The sequence below is a fragment of the Pedobacter sp. B4-66 genome (assembly GCF_018492665.1).
Lineage (GTDB): Bacteria > Bacteroidota > Bacteroidia > Sphingobacteriales > Sphingobacteriaceae > Pedobacter.
Map to the genome: position 1 here is coordinate 23,116 of NZ_JAFVME010000010.1, position 19,960 is coordinate 43,075.

Here is a 19,960-nt window from a genome sequence, read left to right on the forward strand (position 1 = left end):
TGCTTCTAAAATAGGAATAATTTCTTCATATACTAATATAGAAATAGGATTCTTTCTTCCTCCACACGACAAAAAACACCCCACAACACACTGACAATGAATGAAATGAATAAGATACAAACAAAAAATCTCCCCGTATATTAGGTTTAATAGTAGCCATAGGGGGTAAATGAATAACTATACTAAGCTTTCAGATAATGAGCTCATAAATTTATTGAGAGGCTCAGACCATGTCGCGTTTACTGAAATTTACAGTAGATATTACTATTTATTGTTTACCCACGCCTATAAAAAACTTAGAGATGAAGATGAGGCAAAAGATCTGATTCAGGAATTATTTACCTCGCTTTGGCACAAACGTGAAAATGCGATAACAACATATAATCTTGCGGGCTACCTTTACACTGCAGTCAGAAACCGAACGCTTGATTTCTTTTCACATCAGGAAGTTACCTCTAAATACATTACCTCCTTAACCGATTATATAAATGGCGGGCACATTGCAAATACCGACTATTTAATTAGAGAGAAAGAATTTCAGGCTTATATTGATAAGGAAATAGAAGCACTCCCTCCTATGATGAAGCAAATATTTAAACTAAGTAAGGTAGATCATCTTACACACACTGAGATTGCAGAAAAACTGGGAACCAATGAAAACAACGTATCCAAACAACTTACCACCGCAGTAAAGATATTAAAGAATAAGCTTGGCTTAGCCTTTTACATTTACCTCTTCCTTAACTCTTAAACAGACCGTTTATTTTTTTTACAATTCTTACTCTTATTTCAAAGAGATAGCCGTCTTGTTATTAAATCGCCCTACAATATCTATGATGACGAGTAATAACGAGACTAAAGATTTACTAATAAAATATCTGAAAGGAGAATGTAATCCGACTGAACAAGCTTTAATCGAAAGCTGGTACTTACAATTTAATGAACATGAAATAGCCTTATCAGTAAAAAGGATTGAGGATATTAAACATGAAATTTCTAAAGAACTTCCAGATCCTAAAATCAGGAAAATTAATTGGCTATACAAAATTTCTGCTGCAGTTGCCGCTGTAATGATACTGGTTGGTATTGCAACATTATTTCTTACAAAAGGAGATAAACTACCACAAGGCTATGCAAATGATATTAACCCAGGCACCAACAGAGCAACACTAACTTTAACCGATGGCACAACTATAGTACTAAGCAATGCCAAAACCGGCGTTGTTGTTACGGCCAATGAACTAACATACAATGATGGTAGCCAAATAAAAAATTTAAATGCCAACAATAAAGACTTACAAACTGCAGCTACTCCATGCGGAGGGCAATATCAAATAACATTGCCGGATGGCACCAAAGTATGGCTAAACGCCGCTTCTACGTTAAAATTCCCCCAAACATTTTCCGGATTAGTTAATAGAAAAGTTGAGTTAAGCGGCGAAGCCTACTTTGAGGTAACAAAAGATAATGGGCATCCATTTGTAGTAGAGAGTAATAAACAGACAGTAAAAGTATTAGGAACTCAGTTCAATATAAACAGCTATTCTGATGAGCCTAATATAAAAACAACCCTAATAGAAGGAAGTGTTAATGTAAACAACAATACGACACTAAAACCCGATCAACAGTCTATTAATTCAGGAGGAACCATTATTGTCAAAGAAGTGGATACCGACTCAGCTATTGCATGGAAAAACGGGGAATTTGCTTTTAGCAATGAACCTTTAAAATCAATTATGAAGAAAATAGCCCGCTGGTATGACGTTGAAGTAATATATCAAAACGACGAAATAGGCAAAAAATCTTTTGGGGGAAGTATTTCCCGGTTTAAAAAGGTGAGCCAAATACTCTGTATGCTAGAATTAACAGGTAAAGTGAAATTTAAAATCGAAGGAAGGAGGATCACAGTAATGGAGTAAAAAAACTCCAGGAGGCGGAATAAAAAAGGCCAGGAGTGTCGAGACAACTGGCCAAAAGCTTTTCCGTAAATAATTGTACACTATCAACTTAACAAGCTAAACAAATGTATAAAATATTTACCAAACAATTGGTGATACCAAAATGGTATATCCTTAAACTCCTATTGATTATGCGCTTAACCACCGCGATCATTCTCTTAAGCATGCTTCAGGTAAGTGCGGCCAGTTTTGGCCAAAACATTACGTACATTAAGAAGGATGCTACGTTAATACAACTTTTCAAAGAAATAAAATCGCAAACCGGTTATAATGTTGTTTGGTCGGAGGAAAGCATAGACCCAACTACGCGAATAGATGTAAACTTTAGAAATACGCCGCTACAAGAAGCATTAGACAAGAGTTTCAAGAGTCTACCCCTAGCCTATGTCATTAACGACAAGACAATTGTAATAAAGGAGAAGACGCCTTCCTTTCGAGATAAAATCGTTGATTATTTTACTGCCATTGATGTTACTGGTACTGTACACGATGATAAAGGTAATCCGCTCTCCGGAGCGACGGTAAAATTGGAAGGCACCAACATTGTGGTGAGAACTAATGATAAAGGGAGCTTTACATTGAATTCAAAAGCCGATAACGGAGTGCTTATTATATCCTTTTTAGGGTACAAGACTGAAAAGGTAAGTTTTAGTCCTGGGAAGCCAGAGCCTTTCAATATTGTGTTGAAGCAAGAGGAAGGCGGATTGCAAGAAGTTGAAATTGTGAGCACTGGCTATCAGGAAATACCAAAGGAACGCGCAACAGGCAGCTTTGTTCTTGTTAACAATGATTTAATCAACCGAAGCGTTTCCACCAACATCCTTGATAGATTAGATGGGGTTGCGAGCAGTATATCATTTAACAATAAAGATCTGGGAGGGAATGCCTCAAAAATCTCAATTCACGGAAGAAGTACGCTTTTTTCTAATGCGAATCCATTAATAATATTAGATGGATTCCCATACGATAGATCTATTGATCAAATAAACCCATCAGATATTGAAAGTATTAGTGTCTTAAAAGATGCCGCTGCATCTTCAATTTGGGGAAGTAGGTCTGGGAATGGGGTCATCGTTCTAACTACAAAAAAAGGGCAGAAAAATCAAAAAATGTCTATTGAGATTTCATCAACGTTTACTGTAGGTAATAAACCAAATTTATACTACACAAAACAAATGTCTTCCGCAGAATTTATTGATTTAGAACAGTATCTTTTTAACAAGGGATTCTACACTTTTCTCTTTAGCAACCCTTATAATCCTATATCAAGTGCTGTTGATATTTTTGATCAGAAAAAAAATAATAAAATCTCTGCTGCCGACTCATCTCAAAGGATAAATTCTCTAAAAGAATATGATGTTAGATCAGACATATCCAAATATGGTTATAGGACCAAGACACAGGTACAGACACAATTTAATATTAAAGGTGGAACAAATAATCATTGGTATTATATGTCCGGTGGGTATGACAAGAATTTAGATAATAGAGTATCCGATACTTATGAACGTTTAACATTTAGCGCCAGTAATGTAGTTTCTCTTTTGAAAGATAGATTACAGATTTTAGGAGATTTTAATTTCTCGTCAAGCAAAAACGACAACAATTACAGCCCCTATGTACCTTTTAGCCCATACGATAGAATGGCCGATGAAACTGGAGTTTCTCTTCCAGTTGTTATTAATTATGACGGCTACCGTACGTCTTATGTAGATACGGCAGGTAGAGGTAAATTATTAGATTGGCATTACCGTCCTAAAGACGAACTCTATAATTTATATGAGTTTCGTAGTAATCAATACAGGATAAAAGTTGGAGTAAATGTGGATATTATTGATGGGCTTAAAGCTTCGATTAATTTTCAGTCTCTCAAAGAGAATTCAAATGGAAGATCTAATAATGATGTAAATAGCTATTACACTAGAAATCTAATAAATAAGTTTAGTTCTATTACTGATAATAATGTAAATCGAGTTATTCCTATTGGAAACATTTTAAATGAAAATATTGAAGAATTCAAATCAAAAAATTTTCGATCGCAATTGAGTTATAATAAAATTTTTCAAGAAAAACACGAGATAAATGCAATAGTGGGGTATGATGGAGATGACACTAGAATAATAGCTAGTTTGCAAGATTATTATGGATACAATGAAGAAACATTAACAAACAATAATGCTACCATTAATCCTCTCACTGAATATGGTTGGTACTATGAACCATTTGGAGCCAGTAAGATTCGTACCGATCCTATTCAAAATGGCAAAATTAACATTAATCAGTCATACTATGGAAATTTTTCATATGCATATAAAAAACGTTATATTATATCTGGTAGCGCTAGAAGAGACGAATCAAATTTGTTTGGTGTTAAAACTAATCAAAAAGGAGTGCCATTATGGTCTGCTGGGATTGCCTGGAATCTAAATCAAGAGAAATTCTATAAATTAGACTGGCTGTCAGTTCTTAAAATACGTATAAGTTACGGTTATAATGGCAACTTGGATAAAACTGTTTCTGCCTATTTAACTTCAAATGTAGATTCTGATTTAAATTCATGGGGTGGTACCTATTCCAGAATTATAAATCCTCCCAATCCTTCACTTCGATGGGAGAAAGTAAAAACCTGGAATTTTGGTATCGATTATTCCTTATCAGGCAATAATAGGATTTCTGGAAGTATTGATATCTATCAGAAAAATGCCGAAGATCTAATAGGGAATAGCCCCATAGCACCACAATCTGGAATTTCCCAATTTAAAGGAAATGCAGCCAATCTCAAGACTAAAGGCATTGATGTTGTTTTAAATAGCCGCAATATCACTGGAATATTTAACTGGAATACTTTTTTCTTATTGAACTACAACTCTGATAAAGTTACTAGTTACAAGGCAAAGCAAAGCTCAAATTATAGCATTGTCAATGGTAATACTCAAAATCCTTTAGAAGGATATCCTTATTATTCAATTTTTAGTTTTCCATCAACAGGTCTAGATAATAGTGGCGCACCACAAGGATATTTGAATGGAATAGTTAGTAAGGATTATGTAAAAATCATTTCAATTCTTGATCCAAATCAAATCAAATATAACGGTTCTGCTTTACCGAAATATTTTGGCAGCATAATCAATACGTTTACGTATAGAAACTTTGAACTCTCATTGAACATAACCTATAAATTCGATTATTATTTTAGAAGATCTAGAGTATTTGGAGGTACCAACTATGGTTCAGCTGGCGGTGTAATATTTCAGCTTTCGGACTTTGATAAAAGATGGCAGAAGCCTGGTGATGAATTTAAAACTATAATTCCAGCGTTGACCTATCCATCAAATTTTGCTCAAGATGCCTTCTTTCAATATTCTGAAAATTTAGTTCAACGTGCTGACCATATTCGTTTTCAAGACCTTAAGTTTTCCTATAATGTATCAAATGCGAGAAAATTACCATTTAAGAAAGCTAGTCTTTTTTTGTATGCTAGAAATTTGGGCATTTTATGGCGAAGAAATAATTTAAATATTAATCCAGATTATACGGTTGGGATGCCACAACCGATTACAGGTTCATTGGGCATTAATATCACTTTATAATCGACAGTATGAGAAAGATATTTTTTTTAATTATTATCAGTTTTATGTTAAGTTGCAAGAAAAAACTTGATTTAAAACCAGACAGCGGAATAGTTATACCATCAACAGCGAAAGATTTAGAAAACATTTTAGATAATGCTCCTATTTTAAATGTTACGCCAGTATTACCTCATGTTTCTGCTGATGAATACTTTATCCCAACGTTAGCAGATTGGCAAGCACTTTTTCAACCAACATCACGTAATGCATACATATGGAATAAAGAAATTTATGACGGGGAAACGAATATACCTGATTGGAACACCCCTTACAGTGCGATATTCTATTGTAACAACGTACTTGATATTTTGAATAGCCAGAATATCAGTAACGATGAAGAAAAGAAAAAGATTAAAGGATGGGCATTATTTAGCAGAGCATATGCATTTTATTCGCTGGTTAGTACTTTCTCAAAAGCTTATAATAATATTACCGCGAACTCAGACCTAGGCTTGCCATTGAAGCTTACTGCAGGCATTGACACCCATGTACCGAGAAGTTCGGTCGAACAGACATACAATCAAATTATTAGTGATGCTCTAACGGCCGCTGAACTACTGCAGCAAGATATAATTCCAGGAAAAAGAAACAGACCATCAAAGATTGCAGCTTTTGCTCTGCTGGCTCGTGTGTACTTAAGTATGAGAAAATATGATGATGCAGAATTTTATGCCAACAAGACATTATCTCTCCATTCGAGATTAACTGATTTTAATTCACTCAGTAAGACGGTCAATTTCCCATTTACATTTGACACTGAGGAAGTAATTTATTATTCTCAACAAATTTTAACCTATTTTGAACTAACGGTTAGTGCTGTTAGAACAAGCTATGCAGTTTCTCCTGAACTTATAAGACTTTATGATTCGTCAGATTTAAGATTACATTTCTATTTTCAGAAAAACGATTTAGGAAACTACAATCTGAAGCCAATTAATTCCCCTAGTGTTCAGACATTTACAGGGATTGCTACCGACGAAATTTATCTTGTGAAAGCAGAGTGTTTGGCAAGACGAGGTGATATTATCAAATCGATGGATTATTTAAATCAACTGGTTTCTAAACGTTGGAATCCAAACTCAAGCGGATCATTTAAACCATATCAAAATATAACGGCATCAAATCCTGAAATCGCGTTAAACGAGGTTTTAAAGGAACGGAGAAGAGCCTTGGTATGGAGAAGCATAAGATGGACAGATATAAAACGTTTGAATCTCGAAAAAAGAAGCATACACCTAACAAGAAAGTTAGGTGATAAAAATTACACACTGGAGGCAAACAGTGATAGATATGCTTTGCCAATACCTAATGACGAGATTACCTTAAGTGGTATTGAACAAAATCACAGATAATATACCTTAGTATAGCAGGCATTTAAATAGATGTTTTTGGAATTATTTTTTTTAATAAAATCTTATATGAAAAAAAGTTTTTTTTTGTGGGCACTTTCGTTGTTACTTCTATTTTCAAAGGATGTGAATTCGAAATCCCAAAGTATAGTATTGTATGGACGGATTGATCCCAGTCTTACAAATACCTTTGGAACAAAGGTATTAAATATTAAGATTAACGAGACCACAAATCCATATAACCAAGGGGAAATTAAAAAAACACCTATTAATTCTGATGGGACATTTTGTATTAAAATAAATACAATTGATCCATTCATTTATTTATCATTTTGGATGATTAATAATGATAACGGCAGAAGGCCAACTTCTCCATCAAACTTACAGAACCTTAATTCTCATTACGGGACGCTAGAAGAGGTTTACCTTTTTAAGAATGGCGATAGTATTAATGTTTCTGTATATAAAGACGGAAGTTTTAATTTTACAGGAAATGGCAGTGAAAAGCTAAATTGTCAATATAATCTTTATAGCATAACCATTCCAGAAAATATTAAAGCACTCTCATTACAATTGATTAACTCCAACAATTACAAGGAATCTTTTGAATTAAAAGACAAAATAGCACAATTACTAATTAAACTTAAATTATCAGTTTTAGATAGCTATAAAAATAACCTATCTAAAGATCTTTACATGCGGCTGTATTTAGACATATTTGGGTATACAGAATCGGAAATTCAAGAAGAACTTCATTATTACATTACTGAACCTGATTCTTTGTTGTCAGAAAGAAAAAAGGAAATACATAACTATTTTCAAAAAACAAATTTGCAAGATTCTATTTCAGTGGTAAATTCAGAATATCTTGCTGAATCTGCATATTATCCTGAATTAATATTTAACAAAGTACTTAATAAGTATAGTTTATATAACAGTGCCAATAATCATACACAGGGTGACTTCTTTAAAAAAGTATATGAGCACTTGAAAAAAAATTATTCAGGTAAATTAAGAGACAAACTATTGTTAATCTGTTATCAACGATTAAGTCCGAATTATTCTGAAGATGCAAAATCTTTTCTTGATGATGCGTTATCTATTATAATTGAGGGAAAGTATAAAGTTTTATTAGAGGAATGGGGTAGGCGTCAAAATAAAGCATTTCCATTTGAATTGGAAGATGTTAATGGTAAACTTCATAAGTTAGATGATTATTTAGGAAAACTTATTGTTATTGACTTTTGGTTTACCGGTTGTAGTTGGTGTGCTAACTTAAATACTGCTATGCAGACCATAGTTGAAAAATATAAAGACAATAAGGAAATCGTTTTTATTACTGTTTGTACAGATCAACATAAAGATAAATGGATAGAAAGTCTTAAAAACAATAAATATACATCAGCAGGAACGATAAATTTATATACGAATGGTCTGGGTACTGAACATCCATTTTTGAAATTTTATAATCTTATTGGAGCTCCTAGACAATTGATTATTGATAAAAAAGGGAACTTGGTGACCTCTTCTCCCCCTCGCCCTGATGATGGTTTGATTTTTTTACAATATAGTCAAGGTAGCTTACTAATTCCTAATCCTCAATCTACATTATCAAACCCCAGTGCGAAAGCATTTATGGAAATATTAAACAGTAAGCTGAGCAATTAATTCTGATATTCTAAAATTTAGTGGAGAGTTAGACGAACTCTCCACTAAATTTTTTAAGGTCTACCATTTGCAGTTTTGGAAGTAGTACCATAGGTGCCTTCCAAAGTCGGAAGCTGAGAAATGTTGAAGGATGTAATAGTGCCAGGTAGAGTGCTTGGAAATTCAACAGTACATGCATTTGATGAAGACTGAGAACAAATTACTCCTGGATTTGTCCTTGAATAAGTTCCTTCAACTGTTTGATAGAATTTTGTAGTTGCATCGAAGCTTTTTACATTGGTGAATGCACTGGCGCTTAGCGCAACAACTGCAACTGCTAAGCCAAAAAATACTTTTTTCATAAAATTGGTTATTAGGTTTTATGCCATATTTCTTTAACCAGGCTACAGCGTTTGCCTGGTTTACGTACAGTACGTAAAATCTTCTATTCTTTTTTATATAGTACTAAGCCAATGATGGCAAGAATAATAAATCCGATATTAAACCATATGTGTTCTTGCCATGATAGGCTAGACACTACTCCACCACAGCTACAAACTAGCTTAACCCCAGAGACTATCATGTAGATTAAATAGGTTGTAAAAATTGTCATTAATCCTAAAGAGCAGATAAGCCCATTTCTTTTTGTAATAGGCACAATGAGCAATATGCTCATGATGATTTCGCTCGTTGGAACCATCCATGCTACTATTGTGTTATAGTTTCCAATCAAGACCGATCCTTTTAAGGTGCTTTCAAAATTTTTGTAATCCATGACCTTACTTGCAGCTGTATATATAAACAGCCCTACAAATAGGTAAACGATTACATCAACAATAAAACCTCTTGTTTTATCCGACAAATAAAACCTCGACCGTTTATTCATTATAGTTTCCATAGCTCAGTTTTTATTTATTTCTATTCGATTTTAAAGCAATTCCAATCAGTGCGATCACAATAAACACCATATTAAACACCAGATGCGCTCTCCAATCCATCCATTCAAAAACCCCTGCACAGGAACACGGAATATTTTCAGCAAAGTTTAGAATGCCAATAATGTAAATGGTAAATACGCACATCAGCCCTAGAGCCGCATAAAGCCCTGGCAAAACAGTTCTGTTAACAAGCAACATAATAGAGATGACAATTTCCATCAAGGGCACCATCCAGACCAAGACACTAGCAAAATCTGTGATGATGGGAGATTTACTGATCTGAAGTTGGAATCTATCATACTCTATTAACTTGCTTGCCGCTGCATAAAGAAATAACAAAACAAAGAGTCCTGAAATAATAGCTACCACTAACTTCTTACTAACGCTCAAACTGGATGAGAAGAAAGGTGTAGCTTCGATGTGTTTTTCTTTTAAATTCATAATCTGTATTTCTTTACTAAGCATTACAATTGATTCATTAACTCAAAGATATAACCGAAATTAAGGCAGGTGTTACCAACGCATTGGCATTTTTTCTGCCAATATCTTTGCATTTTTTTTGCCAACGCGTTGGCAAAAAAGTACAACACGAATAGCATCTACTACTAAACCGTACTCACAACAATCCTCTCCAATTTCTTAAGTTGATTGGCATACCCATTACGCGTTAGATTTACATGCATCGCCTGCACTTCCTGACTAGTACAATGGATAAAGGACTTATTTTCATCTCTAAATCGCCTAACCCGTTCAAAAGGAGACAAATTCAATAATGTATTGTGTCGGCGGTAATAGGCCTCTTGCCTCGGAATAGATTTTATAGCAATGTTAATATCCTCATACATTTCTATCAGATCAATCATATCACAATACCTAATAGACAACATATCACCCTGTTCCAAAACCTCTATATAATCAGTTCTTGGCAAACCATCAAGCAAACTGCTATCATTAAACACAAACATGCGCTTATGAAAAATCCGGGTTCCACATTTGCGATTCATTTCTTCGTTATAATAATAACTATGGCACATCGCATTGATAGGAAACCATAAAAACCCCTCCGAAGATGGGCCGGGCACTTCAAGAGTTTGATATTTAACTGCGTTAAGCAATCTACAGCGTTTCGCAATTTCTTCAGTCTTTCGCGTATCGGCCGCTACAAATTCACTCATAGTCGGCAATACATATTGAAGCACAAGCATTCTCTTGTAGCTTTCAATATTAGGATCATGCAAAATCATGTTAATGAGATGATTAAGTATAAAAAAAACACCAAAATAGAATGAAAAGAAACACCATTCGGCATTTCTTTGGTATATTTATATACCATTAAATTATTATCACTTTTTGCACTCAGCAGAGCATTAGTAATAAGGCAAGTGTTCTCTGTATTAAAACAGAATTTAGTTGTGGTCGTCATTTAATGTACAATAGGTTGTTAAACAAAAAATAATCCTAGATGATGAAATAAAGGTCGGAAGTAGGAATGAATTTAACCCGTGTCAATAACACGTATACACACCGTGTCAATTTCATAGAGACCTGTCCCACAAATATTTACGTTATTTTAGTATTCAAAAAAGAGTATCCCTATACATAAATTACCTGCTCTAATGAAAAAAAATGATTATGATCTATGGAGAGACCTTGAACTTATAGAAGGACTTCAAAATGAACTACTTTTTGAGTTTATTATTGAAAGTATCACCAACGGAACAATTAAACCAAATGCCCCACTCCCGTCTTACAGAGCCTTAGCAGGCTTTTACGGCATCAACAGAAGCACAGTATCACGTGTCTACTTCAAACTTCAACAACAAGGCTGGTTAGACTCCATTCCAGGGTCAGGAACATTCGTATCCCCCACTTTCCCCGGATACGAAGCAATTTACCCCTTTTCCAGAGTGGTTAATAGCTTACCTATAAAGCTTAAACACACCAACAGCCAGCTTAAACCAATATTAGAAGAACAATTTCAAAATTTCACTACAATTGGTTTTGATACCCCAAGCCCTCAATACTTCCCAGCCTGGCAATACTATATGTTTATGCATCCGCATAGCAAAAGCTATCAAACATGCACCCAAACACAGCAGATGATCGATCTGAAAGGCGACTATCTAAAAGATGCAATTTTAGCCCATCTTAATGGATCAAGAGCTTTTGGAATAAATAGCCATTGTCTTGAGATAATAATGGGAAGAAAAGAAAGTCTGGATAGTGTGCTAAGAAGCTTAATCAGCCCCGGTGACATACTGGTTAATACTTCACCAAAAGATATTCTACTTTGCAATGCCCTAAAACAATGTAAAGCTGAGTATCACAACTTAAGTATGCTCGACACAGAGTTTATCCAAAACCTGGAAGATATTTTGGCCAAAACTGCTATCAAAGCCATATATCTCCGACCACAATGCAGCTACCCCGAAAGTTACTACTTAAGTCCTGCTACCTGTTTACAACTAGTAGAACTTGCAAAGAAACACCGATTTTACATCCTCGAAGAGGATGATTATCATGAGTTTTGGTATGAGAAATATAAGTTTGAGCCCCTTGTGTGTTATGAGCATGAAGGTCATGTTATTTATATGGGAGCATTGAGTCTTATCTCACCGTACATTCAGAACATCAGAACAATTGTTGCCGCAACTGAGTTCATTGAAATACTCAGGTCGGCATCCATAAAAACTTTTCAATTTCGAGATTTGCTTCAGGAAAAAGCCATTGCCGACTTCTTAAACAGTAAGAAATTTTGGTACTTCTCGAAAAGGATGAGGCAGGCAAAGAAAAACCATTGGGAACAGGCTTGGCTAGAATTTGATAACTACCTACGCCAGGGCGTCAAGATTCTTAAACCTTCAAGCGGCCTAAGTTTCTGGTTACAGTTCCAAAGTGCAGAGAGCTTGCAAGAATCAATGGCACTTTTAACAAACATTGGTTTTAAGATACCATATCACCCTGATAGCCAAAAACCCGGCCCCGGAGTATTTAATATACGTTTGGGTTTCGGATCGTGGGATATCAATGAGGCACAAGACCCTGCAAAAATCTTACAAGAGAAATTTAGCTTAGATCGTATCGGTCAAGCATGAGTTCACAATGATTGATAATAATTTCATTTTTTTGAAAAAAATAAAATGCTCAATACGTTGCCTAGGCTAAGATTTTGGCTCATTTTACCTCAAGGGTACGGTACCCACTGGAACTGCCTAAAGTAAATTAATATTCCTTCCTTTATTTTCTAATACGAAAGAACATCAAATAATAATGAATGACATCTGAAATCTTGTCGAAGGACCTAACACCTTAGACTCAACTCAGACTCAGGTCAGACTCACCTTAGACTTCGATTAGACTTTTGTCTGAAAACACGCTCAATTGAGCCTTTTTAAAAACTGTAAAGAAGCTGATGTATTATAATGACTGAAAATAAAAACATAAAACACAAATAATATGGCAAAGATTAAGAAAGGAATTTTAGGACCTGTTTCAGGGCAAATAGGACCAGTAATTGGTAGTAGCTGGAAAGGGATACCATACGTCCGTGGGGAATCGCAAAAGGAACCAAAAGAAAGAACTCAAGGACAGCTAGCTACTCAACAAAAAATGAAATTTATAAACAATACGTTGGTTCCTTTTCACCCCTACATCAATATTGGTTTTGCAAACAATGCATTCCAAAAAACGGAAATCAGTGCTGCATTTTCTTTAAATTACAACACCGCATTTCTGGGTACTTACCCGAATTTAAGCGTTGATTACAGCAAACTGGTTTTAAGTGTTGGCAAACTACCAATGATTGAAAACATTACCATCGAATTGATTGATCCCGAAAATGTAAAGCTCACCTGGTCTCAAAATAATGTTCGACCCGCCTCTTTCGACGATCAGTTAATGCTGATACTGTACTGCGAAGAATTGCATAAAACTGATGGGTTAGTAGGTGGATTTAAGCGTACAGATACGCAATGCACCTTCAAATTTAACCCAAAATTTGCAGGAAAAACCTTGCATGCTTTCGTTAGTATGACTTCAATAGATAGAAAAAAAATAGCTAACAGCGTTTATTTTGGTATGCTTTAAGAAACAACAACCTTAGTTTAATGAGGCTATTTTGAGCTTGTATTACTTTTTAACGAATTGATTATTAAAGAACATCAACTGAAAGCCGATGGCATTTTTCCAGTAATCCCAGTTATGCGATCCTGGTCTGATGGTAAAATCGTGCGGAATATTGTTGTACAACAGCTTTTCGTGCAGTTTTACGTTTACATTGTAAAAGAAATCGTCCGAACCACAATCGATATTTAAAGCCAGTTTGTTGGGTACAAGCAAATAAGTTAAGTCGATAACAGAATTTGCTACCCAGCGCTCTGGATATTTATCTTCAGGTCCAAGGCGTTTTGCGATATCCCAATTTAACGGAAAAGGTTTAATATCAACGCCACCGCTCATACTGCCGGCTGCGCCAAATACATCCTGATGTTTGAAGGCCAAATACAATGCGCCATGACCGCCCATACTTAGGCCTGTAATTGCACGGCCTTTTCTGTCTTTTATGGTTTTGTATTTCTGATCTACCCAATTAACCAGTTCGGTAGCTACATAAGTTTCATATTTCCAGGCAGGGTCTTCCGGACTATCAAAATACCAGCTGGTCACATTTCCATCAGGGCATACAATGATCATCTGAAAATTATCAGCGTAATCTTTAATTGCAGGCACTTTATTTACCCAACCGGAATAAGCATCGCCTGCTCCGTGAAGCAAATAAACCGTCGGGTAGGTTTTGCTTTCGCTGTAACCTTCAGGTGTAATCACAACCGCTTTGATATTTTTCTTCATCGCAGCGCTATAGGTTGATACAGTATCAACCTTAGCTGCAAAAACAGACTCGACACTTAAAAATGCAAAGATGCCGATGAGAAAACCCCATTTTTTCATTTTCTAATTACTTATCCAGGTACATGCAGCACCAACAAGAGCTGCATCTTCCCACATCTCGCTTTGCTTTATTACCACGGTTTTATTAACTAATTTATCTTGCAATTTAGTAATAAAATAATCCCATGTTTTAGCAATGTTTCCACCAATTACTAACACCTGAGGATTTTCATCCGCAATAAAATCATTTAAGAAAGTGGCCAAATTTGTAGAGAACTCTTCAAACAACTGATCTTTTATAGATTCGTCTGCGGTAGCAAGCAATTCTTCTACGTTTTTAGCATCTTTCCCAGTTAACTCTTTATAATGTTTTAAGAACCATCTGGTTGAGATATATTCTTCGGCAATACTGTCTAAGAAAGGAACAAATGCACGATTTACATCAACAACTCTACCATTGCAGTTACTTGTTGAGCCTAATCCTGTACCTAAGGTTACCCCTATTGCTCTTTCAAAATCTGAAGCAGCGCCTGAAGCCAATTCACCTCTTAAAAATGCTTCTGCATCATTTATAAAAACGATATGATCGCCGGGGATACCTAATTTTTCAGATAAAATGGTGCGGATGTTTAATCCATATAATGAATCGTATTTCTGCTGACCTTTCATTAAAGAGATACCTTCCTGATAATCAAAAGGTCCGGGCATAGCAATACCAATTCTTATTGTTTCTTCAGATGATTTTAAAATTAATGAAGAAAGTGCATCAACCCAAGATTGAATAATTACCTCAGCATTTTCGTCCATTGAAGCAACGCGCAAACGCTGCATGGTACTATCAATAACTTTATATGTTGTACAATCTACGTGTGCTGCTGTGATGTGAGATCCGCCAATGTCAACCCCGATGAAGGGAAGTCTAGAGGTTTTAGTGTTCATTTAGTTTAGGTCTATTTGGTTACAATAGAATTGATTTCATTCTATAACCCAAATAAAGGCATTTAAACCGTTTTAGCAAAATTTATTTGCATTTTTTTATTGTTAGTTCCAAAGGAAATAACAAAGCTAATACGATTGGGCTAACCAAAACAAACCATTGCACAAAAATTCTCTTTATGTAATAACAATTGTCATTATTCTAAAGCGCTCGTCATGTCGCAGAAGGCGACAGAATGCATTAATGCATAATGGGGAAAGTCTATTTGAGGGATTATTTACAGACCTGCAAATGAGAATAAGAGAACTATTTTTGTTTTTCTGGTCTTGGTCCACGTTTGTAGATAACCAAGCCATTTAAAAAATTACGAAGAATCTGATCACCACAAGCCTTAAAATTCGGATGATCATCACTCCTAAAAAAAGAGCCTAATTCACTCTTGGTAATTTTAAAGTTTACTAATTCCATGATTTTAATAATATCATCATTAGTCAATTCAAGTGCTACCCGCAACTTTTTAAAAATGTCATTATTGCTCATACTGTTGAGTATTATATGCTAAATTTCCTTAAATATTTTGAATTCAATTACATTGCTACCTCTATCTTAACCTTTTTACCTTTGATCTTCTCATTGGCCAAAGATTTTAAGATTCGGTTAATCATACTACGCTTAACTGCAACATAAGAAGATTGGTCTTTAACCTCAATTAATCCTACATCTTCTTTTTGCAAACCACCCTTTTTTAGCAATAAACCTACAATATCAATTTTATTTACTTTATCCTTTTTGCCAGCAGCAATATATAGTGTCTGCCAGTCACTATCTCCCGGCAATTTAAAATCACCTTTCAGATTTTCAGTTTCAATATCAGATTTTAGAAACGGATACTTTTCATCATCAGCTATAATAAGGTATGCAGTGCCTTTTGCATTCATTCTGGCTGTACGACCATTACGGTGCAAAAATGCATCTTCAGTATAAGGGAGTTGATAATGAATGATACATTGTACCTCAGGAATATCCAAACCTCTGGATGCAAGATCAGTAGTAATAAGAATTTTTATACTTCCATTTCTGAATTTCAATAATGCTCTTTCTCTTTCATCTTGCTCCATTCCTCCATGAAAAATATCGTGAGCCAGATCTTTATCGATCAACAAATCACTAATACGATCAACCGTTTCTCTATGGTTACAAAAGATCAAGGTATTTTTGTTTCCGATCTTACAAATCAACTTTAGTAAAGTATCCAACTTATCTTCAGCAGTAGTCAATACTTTCTTAAGTTTTAAATCAGGAACAACTTTTACATCCTTTAAAAAATTAATTTCAACTGGCTTACTAACACCTGTAAACTCTGGAATCTCTTCCATAGCTGTGGCTGAAGTAAGCATCCGTTGTTTTAAAGAAAGTAGTTTTTTGATGATGTAAGACATATCTTCCTGAAAACCGAATTCTAACGCTTTATCGAATTCATCCAGCACAAGCGTAGTTATGGTAGACTCATCAAAATTCTCATGACGAAGGTGATAAGCTATTCTGCCTGGCGTACCAATAAGTACTGCAGGTGGCTCCTCAAGGTTATTCCGTTCCGTTCTTACTGCATGACCTCCATAACAGCAATTCACCTTAAAACCAGTAGCCATTTGCTTAAAAACGCTTTCAATTTGTAAAGCAAGCTCACGCGAAGGAACAAGCACCAAAGCCTGCACTCCCTTAACTTCAGCCCTTAAATTGTTTAGTATAGGCAATAAAAATCCCACTGTTTTACCAGATCCTGTTGGAGCCAGCAGGACTACATCCCCACCTTTTTTCCACGCAGCAACAGATGCCTGCTGCATTTCATTTAGTGAAGCTATTTTTAAATTCCCCAATACCTTTTCTACCATCATGGCGCAAAGATAGTGGAATTAACGCATTAAAACTTTAGATACTTCTTTCTTAAGTGTTTCAATGAACTATTTAACTTAACATCCAGATTCATTAGCATACGCCCTCTTTCACTAATCCATGTGGTCATCTTCCAATTGGCATCCTTAATAGGGCTATATACTCTTTCATCCAGCATTTCATTATAATCTACAGATGCCCTACTCCGTTGCATCAAATAAAACTCATTTATCAATTCTGTCTTCATAATGATTTCAATCTGATTAATTTATTATTGGTACATTTATATTATACAATCATATTAAGCGCTGTTTTGTTTTAACGAATATTCCATTTACAATAGTATAGCCGGCATATATTAAATACGCGATCCCAAAACAAAACAACACACTAACATGTTGACAACTAAGTAATTGTTAGCAATTAAACAACAAAGAATTAACTTCATTTTAATTTAATCCTCTTATTTTTAAGAAACCTGAATACGGGTTGTTTATGATAACACCAATTAGCGTATGATCTGGAAGAAATTTAGTGGTGAGGTAATCCATTCACCCATATTAGAAGAAGTAGAAAAAGCCATCATCAGAGAAACTGAGAAAGGCTTCCACCTTAAAGTCTGCATTGGTACAGATTCTCAGGTTAAGGGAGCTTTAACCGATTTTGCGACTGTAATAGTCCTGTTAAGAGAACATCATGGAGGTTTTATGTACATCCATCAAGAGAAAACTCCGCAGCGAATGAGCATAAAGGAAAGAATGCTTATTGAAGTCCAAAAATCAATAGAAACAGCTTACTCAATTTGCGATCTTTTAGATCTGTATGATGTAGATCTGGAAGTACATGCTGACATTAACACCAACCCAATGTTTAAGTCAAACAAAGCTTTAAATGAGGCTATGGGTTATATTTTAAGCATGGGCTTTATTTTTAAAGCAAAACCAGAAGCTTTTGCCAGTTCTACCTGTGCAGATAAAATGGTGCATTAAACTGCTACCATGTTGTGGTAGAGACAGCTGCCGGTTTCTTTGCCTCAGGCTTTGGATCCTTTATCGTATTACTCATTATAGTCTTTAACTTTTCCGCAATCTTTCTGGATTCCGCGGCAATAAAAGCCATATTCTTTTCCCATTCGGCTTTATTTAATTTGCCTGGAGATTTTTCAAGGGCTGTACTAACGGTCACTGGAACAAAATTCCCATAACGATCTCGCTCATATGGAGTAACTATAAAATCGGTAAGTATCAATCTATATTTACCGTTTCTAATCTCTAAAGAAATGTTATATCTCGCCTCGCCAGTGGGATGACCTACGCCAACGAGGTTTTTACTTAAAATCATTTTACCCTTTCCATAAAAAGCAGTATCTCCTTCTGTGGGATCTAGCTTAATAGATTTTGAATAGCCCTTAAAAAATCGTTTGGCGTTTGCAGACATCACATCTTTCTTAACAAGAGGAAGCTCTACTACCTCTAAAAAAGTATATTTACCTCGCTCATCCGTAGGCAAGACGCCTGTTTGAGAAAATGCACTAAAACCAAACATTAATAGAAGTAAAGAGGTCATTATTTTTTTCATCGGGCTACACATACTAATTTCTATAGAAGGGAATAAAAAACCGCCAGAGAATAATTTCCGGCGGTTTAAAATTAAAAAATATTTCGCACAAACTCTTAAAATGCGTAAACCGCAGCTAAAGAGAATTGTGAAGCAGTTTTAGACAAGGCACCGCTTGTTTTCACAAACTCCTGAGAAAAATCTTTATCACCATCTAAACGAACCTCAGGGATAAAAGTTAATCCCCCGGCTTTAATATTACCGGATAAAGTAACAGAAGCTACACTTTTATCCGACACATCTCCTGTGCCTTTAATGTTAAAATACTCGCCTCTTAATCCTAATGAAACAGCAGGGGTAAATGCATATTGTGGGTATAAAGCAACACCCGAATAACCACCATTGTCATTAGTAACCGAGTAATCGGCAGCATTTAAACCTAGCTTAAATTTATCAGTCACCTGATAAGCAGTAGTTAAATCAAAGATCGTACCTGTACCTCCAGCACCAGCTGAATAACCAGATAGGAAGTTTAAATATGCGGACCATCCCTCAACCGGAGCAACCATTAATTGAGCACCTACATGAGAAACTCCATTAAGATCCTGATAAACATTCCAGTCATTGAACAAGCCAACCATCAAACTAACTTTTTCAGAAAAAGCATAGGTACCTTTGATACCTGCATTTTGAAAAGGACCTGCACCAAATAGATACGAGGTTGAATAGTTAAAGTTAGCCACTGGCGATATTACCTCATATCCTACAAATGTACCCATGTAACCCGCAGTCATACTAAATTTATCAGTAAACGCGTAATTAACATATAAGTTCTGGATATGAAAAGAATCACCATCTGGTCCATTTGGAATAGACTGAGACTGTCCTCTTGGACCAAAAGACAACTCTCCAACAAATGAAGCCTTACCGGTAGTTTTCTTTAAAGCCAAATCGATCATCCCTATAGAAACCGAGTTTTGCTCATTAGCAAAATAGGTTTTAATATTTGGGGCTTTCGCAAAATCATATTTAAAATACGTATCAACAGATCCCGAAATTTGAAGCGGCGCTTCAGCGGCTTCCTGTGCATATGTAGCCGAAACAATAGATAATAGTGCTATGGTTAATATTGATTTTAATTTCATAATTTTCGGTTTGAGGTTGA

19 protein-coding genes are annotated in these 19,960 nt (G+C 35.3%); 8 read left to right on the forward strand and 11 right to left on the reverse strand.

What is annotated here, in order from left to right:
* Nucleotides 1-169: 169 nt before the first annotated feature.
* The 5 genes from J1905_RS16855 (at nt 170) to J1905_RS16875 (ending at nt 8,604) form a co-directional block, all read left to right on the forward strand.
* On the forward strand, nt 170-751 hold the full coding sequence (locus J1905_RS16855) for an RNA polymerase sigma factor (RefSeq protein ID WP_214228461.1): 582 nt from the start codon (nt 170-172) through the stop codon (nt 749-751).
* 82 nt (nt 752-833) lie between these two features.
* The gene (locus tag J1905_RS16860) at nt 834-1,919 is read left to right on the forward strand and encodes a FecR family protein (protein ID WP_214228462.1); all 1,086 of its coding nucleotides are present in this window, start codon (nt 834-836) and stop codon (nt 1,917-1,919) included.
* A 170-nt stretch (nt 1,920-2,089) separates the two neighbouring features.
* On the forward strand, nt 2,090-5,548 hold the full coding sequence (locus J1905_RS16865) for a SusC/RagA family TonB-linked outer membrane protein (protein WP_214228463.1): 3,459 nt from the start codon (nt 2,090-2,092) through the stop codon (nt 5,546-5,548).
* Nucleotides 5,549-5,556: 8 nt separating this feature from the next.
* Complete coding sequence (locus J1905_RS16870; RefSeq protein ID WP_214228464.1) at nt 5,557-6,939, forward strand: RagB/SusD family nutrient uptake outer membrane protein; 1,383 nt, start codon at nt 5,557-5,559, stop codon at nt 6,937-6,939.
* 66 nt (nt 6,940-7,005) lie between these two features.
* Nucleotides 7,006-8,604, forward strand: coding sequence for a TlpA family protein disulfide reductase (locus J1905_RS16875; protein ID WP_214228465.1), 1,599 nt, complete (start codon nt 7,006-7,008; stop codon nt 8,602-8,604).
* A 53-nt stretch (nt 8,605-8,657) separates the two neighbouring features.
* On the opposite strand, the gene J1905_RS16880 is transcribed toward J1905_RS16875, so the two are convergent.
* From J1905_RS16880 to J1905_RS16895, 4 genes are all read right to left on the reverse strand, one after another.
* Complete coding sequence (locus tag J1905_RS16880) at nt 8,658-8,945, reverse strand: hypothetical protein (RefSeq protein WP_214228466.1); 288 nt, start codon at nt 8,943-8,945, stop codon at nt 8,658-8,660.
* Nucleotides 8,946-9,028: 83 nt separating this feature from the next.
* Nucleotides 9,029-9,481, reverse strand: a complete 453-nt coding sequence (locus tag J1905_RS16885; RefSeq protein ID WP_214228467.1) for a MauE/DoxX family redox-associated membrane protein — start codon at nt 9,479-9,481, stop codon at nt 9,029-9,031.
* Nucleotides 9,482-9,491: 10 nt separating this feature from the next.
* Nucleotides 9,492-9,962: a MauE/DoxX family redox-associated membrane protein gene (locus J1905_RS16890; RefSeq protein ID WP_214228468.1), complete on the reverse strand. Its 471-nt coding sequence runs from the start codon at nt 9,960-9,962 to the stop codon at nt 9,492-9,494.
* A gap of 164 nt (nt 9,963-10,126) precedes the next feature.
* Nucleotides 10,127-10,765: a cyclic nucleotide-binding domain-containing protein gene (locus J1905_RS16895; RefSeq protein ID WP_214228469.1), complete on the reverse strand. Its 639-nt coding sequence runs from the start codon at nt 10,763-10,765 to the stop codon at nt 10,127-10,129.
* A gap of 372 nt (nt 10,766-11,137) precedes the next feature.
* Here J1905_RS16895 and J1905_RS16900 point away from each other — a divergent pair, with 372 nt between their 5' ends.
* Nucleotides 11,138-12,616, forward strand: coding sequence for a GntR family transcriptional regulator (locus J1905_RS16900; RefSeq protein WP_214228470.1), 1,479 nt, complete (start codon nt 11,138-11,140; stop codon nt 12,614-12,616).
* 361 nt (nt 12,617-12,977) lie between these two features.
* Nucleotides 12,978-13,607, forward strand: a complete 630-nt coding sequence (locus J1905_RS16905) for a DUF6266 family protein (RefSeq protein WP_214228471.1) — start codon at nt 12,978-12,980, stop codon at nt 13,605-13,607.
* Between the two features lie 42 nt (nt 13,608-13,649).
* On the opposite strand, the gene J1905_RS16910 is transcribed toward J1905_RS16905, so the two are convergent.
* From J1905_RS16910 to J1905_RS16930, 5 genes are all read right to left on the reverse strand, one after another.
* Complete coding sequence (locus J1905_RS16910; protein WP_214228472.1) at nt 13,650-14,468, reverse strand: alpha/beta hydrolase; 819 nt, start codon at nt 14,466-14,468, stop codon at nt 13,650-13,652.
* 3 nt (nt 14,469-14,471) lie between these two features.
* Nucleotides 14,472-15,347, reverse strand: a complete 876-nt coding sequence (locus J1905_RS16915) for an ROK family protein (protein ID WP_214228473.1) — start codon at nt 15,345-15,347, stop codon at nt 14,472-14,474.
* A gap of 304 nt (nt 15,348-15,651) precedes the next feature.
* Nucleotides 15,652-15,885: a DUF1456 family protein gene (locus J1905_RS16920; protein WP_173090868.1), complete on the reverse strand. Its 234-nt coding sequence runs from the start codon at nt 15,883-15,885 to the stop codon at nt 15,652-15,654.
* Nucleotides 15,886-15,932: 47 nt separating this feature from the next.
* On the reverse strand, nt 15,933-17,240 hold the full coding sequence (locus tag J1905_RS16925) for a DEAD/DEAH box helicase (RefSeq protein ID WP_214228474.1): 1,308 nt from the start codon (nt 17,238-17,240) through the stop codon (nt 15,933-15,935).
* A 26-nt stretch (nt 17,241-17,266) separates the two neighbouring features.
* Nucleotides 17,267-17,485: a hypothetical protein gene (locus J1905_RS16930; RefSeq protein ID WP_214228475.1), complete on the reverse strand. Its 219-nt coding sequence runs from the start codon at nt 17,483-17,485 to the stop codon at nt 17,267-17,269.
* Between the two features lie 268 nt (nt 17,486-17,753).
* On the opposite strand from J1905_RS16930, the gene J1905_RS16935 reads away from it, so the two are divergent.
* Entirely contained in the window at nt 17,754-18,227 is a 474-nt protein-coding gene (locus J1905_RS16935; protein ID WP_214228476.1) for a ribonuclease H-like YkuK family protein, read from the forward strand.
* Between the two features lie 4 nt (nt 18,228-18,231).
* Here the strand turns inward: J1905_RS16935 and J1905_RS16940 are convergent, their stop codons facing one another.
* Together J1905_RS16940 and J1905_RS16945 are read right to left on the reverse strand one after the other, a co-directional pair.
* Complete coding sequence (locus J1905_RS16940) at nt 18,232-18,804, reverse strand: DUF4468 domain-containing protein (protein WP_214228477.1); 573 nt, start codon at nt 18,802-18,804, stop codon at nt 18,232-18,234.
* A 107-nt stretch (nt 18,805-18,911) separates the two neighbouring features.
* Nucleotides 18,912-19,940 carry a porin gene (locus tag J1905_RS16945; protein WP_214228478.1) on the reverse strand — a complete coding sequence of 343 codons (1,029 nt, stop codon included), beginning with the start codon at nt 19,938-19,940 and terminating at the stop codon, nt 18,912-18,914.
* Nucleotides 19,941-19,960 lie beyond the last annotated feature (20 nt).

Coding starts and splice junctions, on each gene's coding strand:
- J1905_RS16855 (WP_214228461.1), top strand. CDS start 170: ATGAATAACTATACTAAGCTTTCAGATAATGAGCTCATAAATTTATTG.
- J1905_RS16860 (WP_214228462.1), top strand. CDS start 834: ATGATGACGAGTAATAACGAGACTAAAGATTTACTAATAAAATATCTG.
- J1905_RS16865 (WP_214228463.1), top strand. CDS start 2,090: ATGCGCTTAACCACCGCGATCATTCTCTTAAGCATGCTTCAGGTAAGT.
- J1905_RS16870 (WP_214228464.1), top strand. CDS start 5,557: ATGAGAAAGATATTTTTTTTAATTATTATCAGTTTTATGTTAAGTTGC.
- J1905_RS16875 (WP_214228465.1), top strand. CDS start 7,006: ATGAAAAAAAGTTTTTTTTTGTGGGCACTTTCGTTGTTACTTCTATTT.
- J1905_RS16880 (WP_214228466.1), bottom strand. CDS start 8,945: ATGAAAAAAGTATTTTTTGGCTTAGCAGTTGCAGTTGTTGCGCTAAGC.
- J1905_RS16885 (WP_214228467.1), bottom strand. CDS start 9,481: ATGGAAACTATAATGAATAAACGGTCGAGGTTTTATTTGTCGGATAAA.
- J1905_RS16890 (WP_214228468.1), bottom strand. CDS start 9,962: ATGAATTTAAAAGAAAAACACATCGAAGCTACACCTTTCTTCTCATCC.
- J1905_RS16895 (WP_214228469.1), bottom strand. CDS start 10,765: ATGATTTTGCATGATCCTAATATTGAAAGCTACAAGAGAATGCTTGTG.
- J1905_RS16900 (WP_214228470.1), top strand. CDS start 11,138: ATGAAAAAAAATGATTATGATCTATGGAGAGACCTTGAACTTATAGAA.
- J1905_RS16905 (WP_214228471.1), top strand. CDS start 12,978: ATGGCAAAGATTAAGAAAGGAATTTTAGGACCTGTTTCAGGGCAAATA.
- J1905_RS16910 (WP_214228472.1), bottom strand. CDS start 14,468: ATGAAAAAATGGGGTTTTCTCATCGGCATCTTTGCATTTTTAAGTGTC.
- J1905_RS16915 (WP_214228473.1), bottom strand. CDS start 15,347: ATGAACACTAAAACCTCTAGACTTCCCTTCATCGGGGTTGACATTGGC.
- J1905_RS16920 (WP_173090868.1), bottom strand. CDS start 15,885: ATGAGCAATAATGACATTTTTAAAAAGTTGCGGGTAGCACTTGAATTG.
- J1905_RS16925 (WP_214228474.1), bottom strand. CDS start 17,240: ATGATGGTAGAAAAGGTATTGGGGAATTTAAAAATAGCTTCACTAAAT.
- J1905_RS16930 (WP_214228475.1), bottom strand. CDS start 17,485: ATGAAGACAGAATTGATAAATGAGTTTTATTTGATGCAACGGAGTAGG.
- J1905_RS16935 (WP_214228476.1), top strand. CDS start 17,754: ATGATCTGGAAGAAATTTAGTGGTGAGGTAATCCATTCACCCATATTA.
- J1905_RS16940 (WP_214228477.1), bottom strand. CDS start 18,804: ATGACCTCTTTACTTCTATTAATGTTTGGTTTTAGTGCATTTTCTCAA.
- J1905_RS16945 (WP_214228478.1), bottom strand. CDS start 19,940: ATGAAATTAAAATCAATATTAACCATAGCACTATTATCTATTGTTTCG.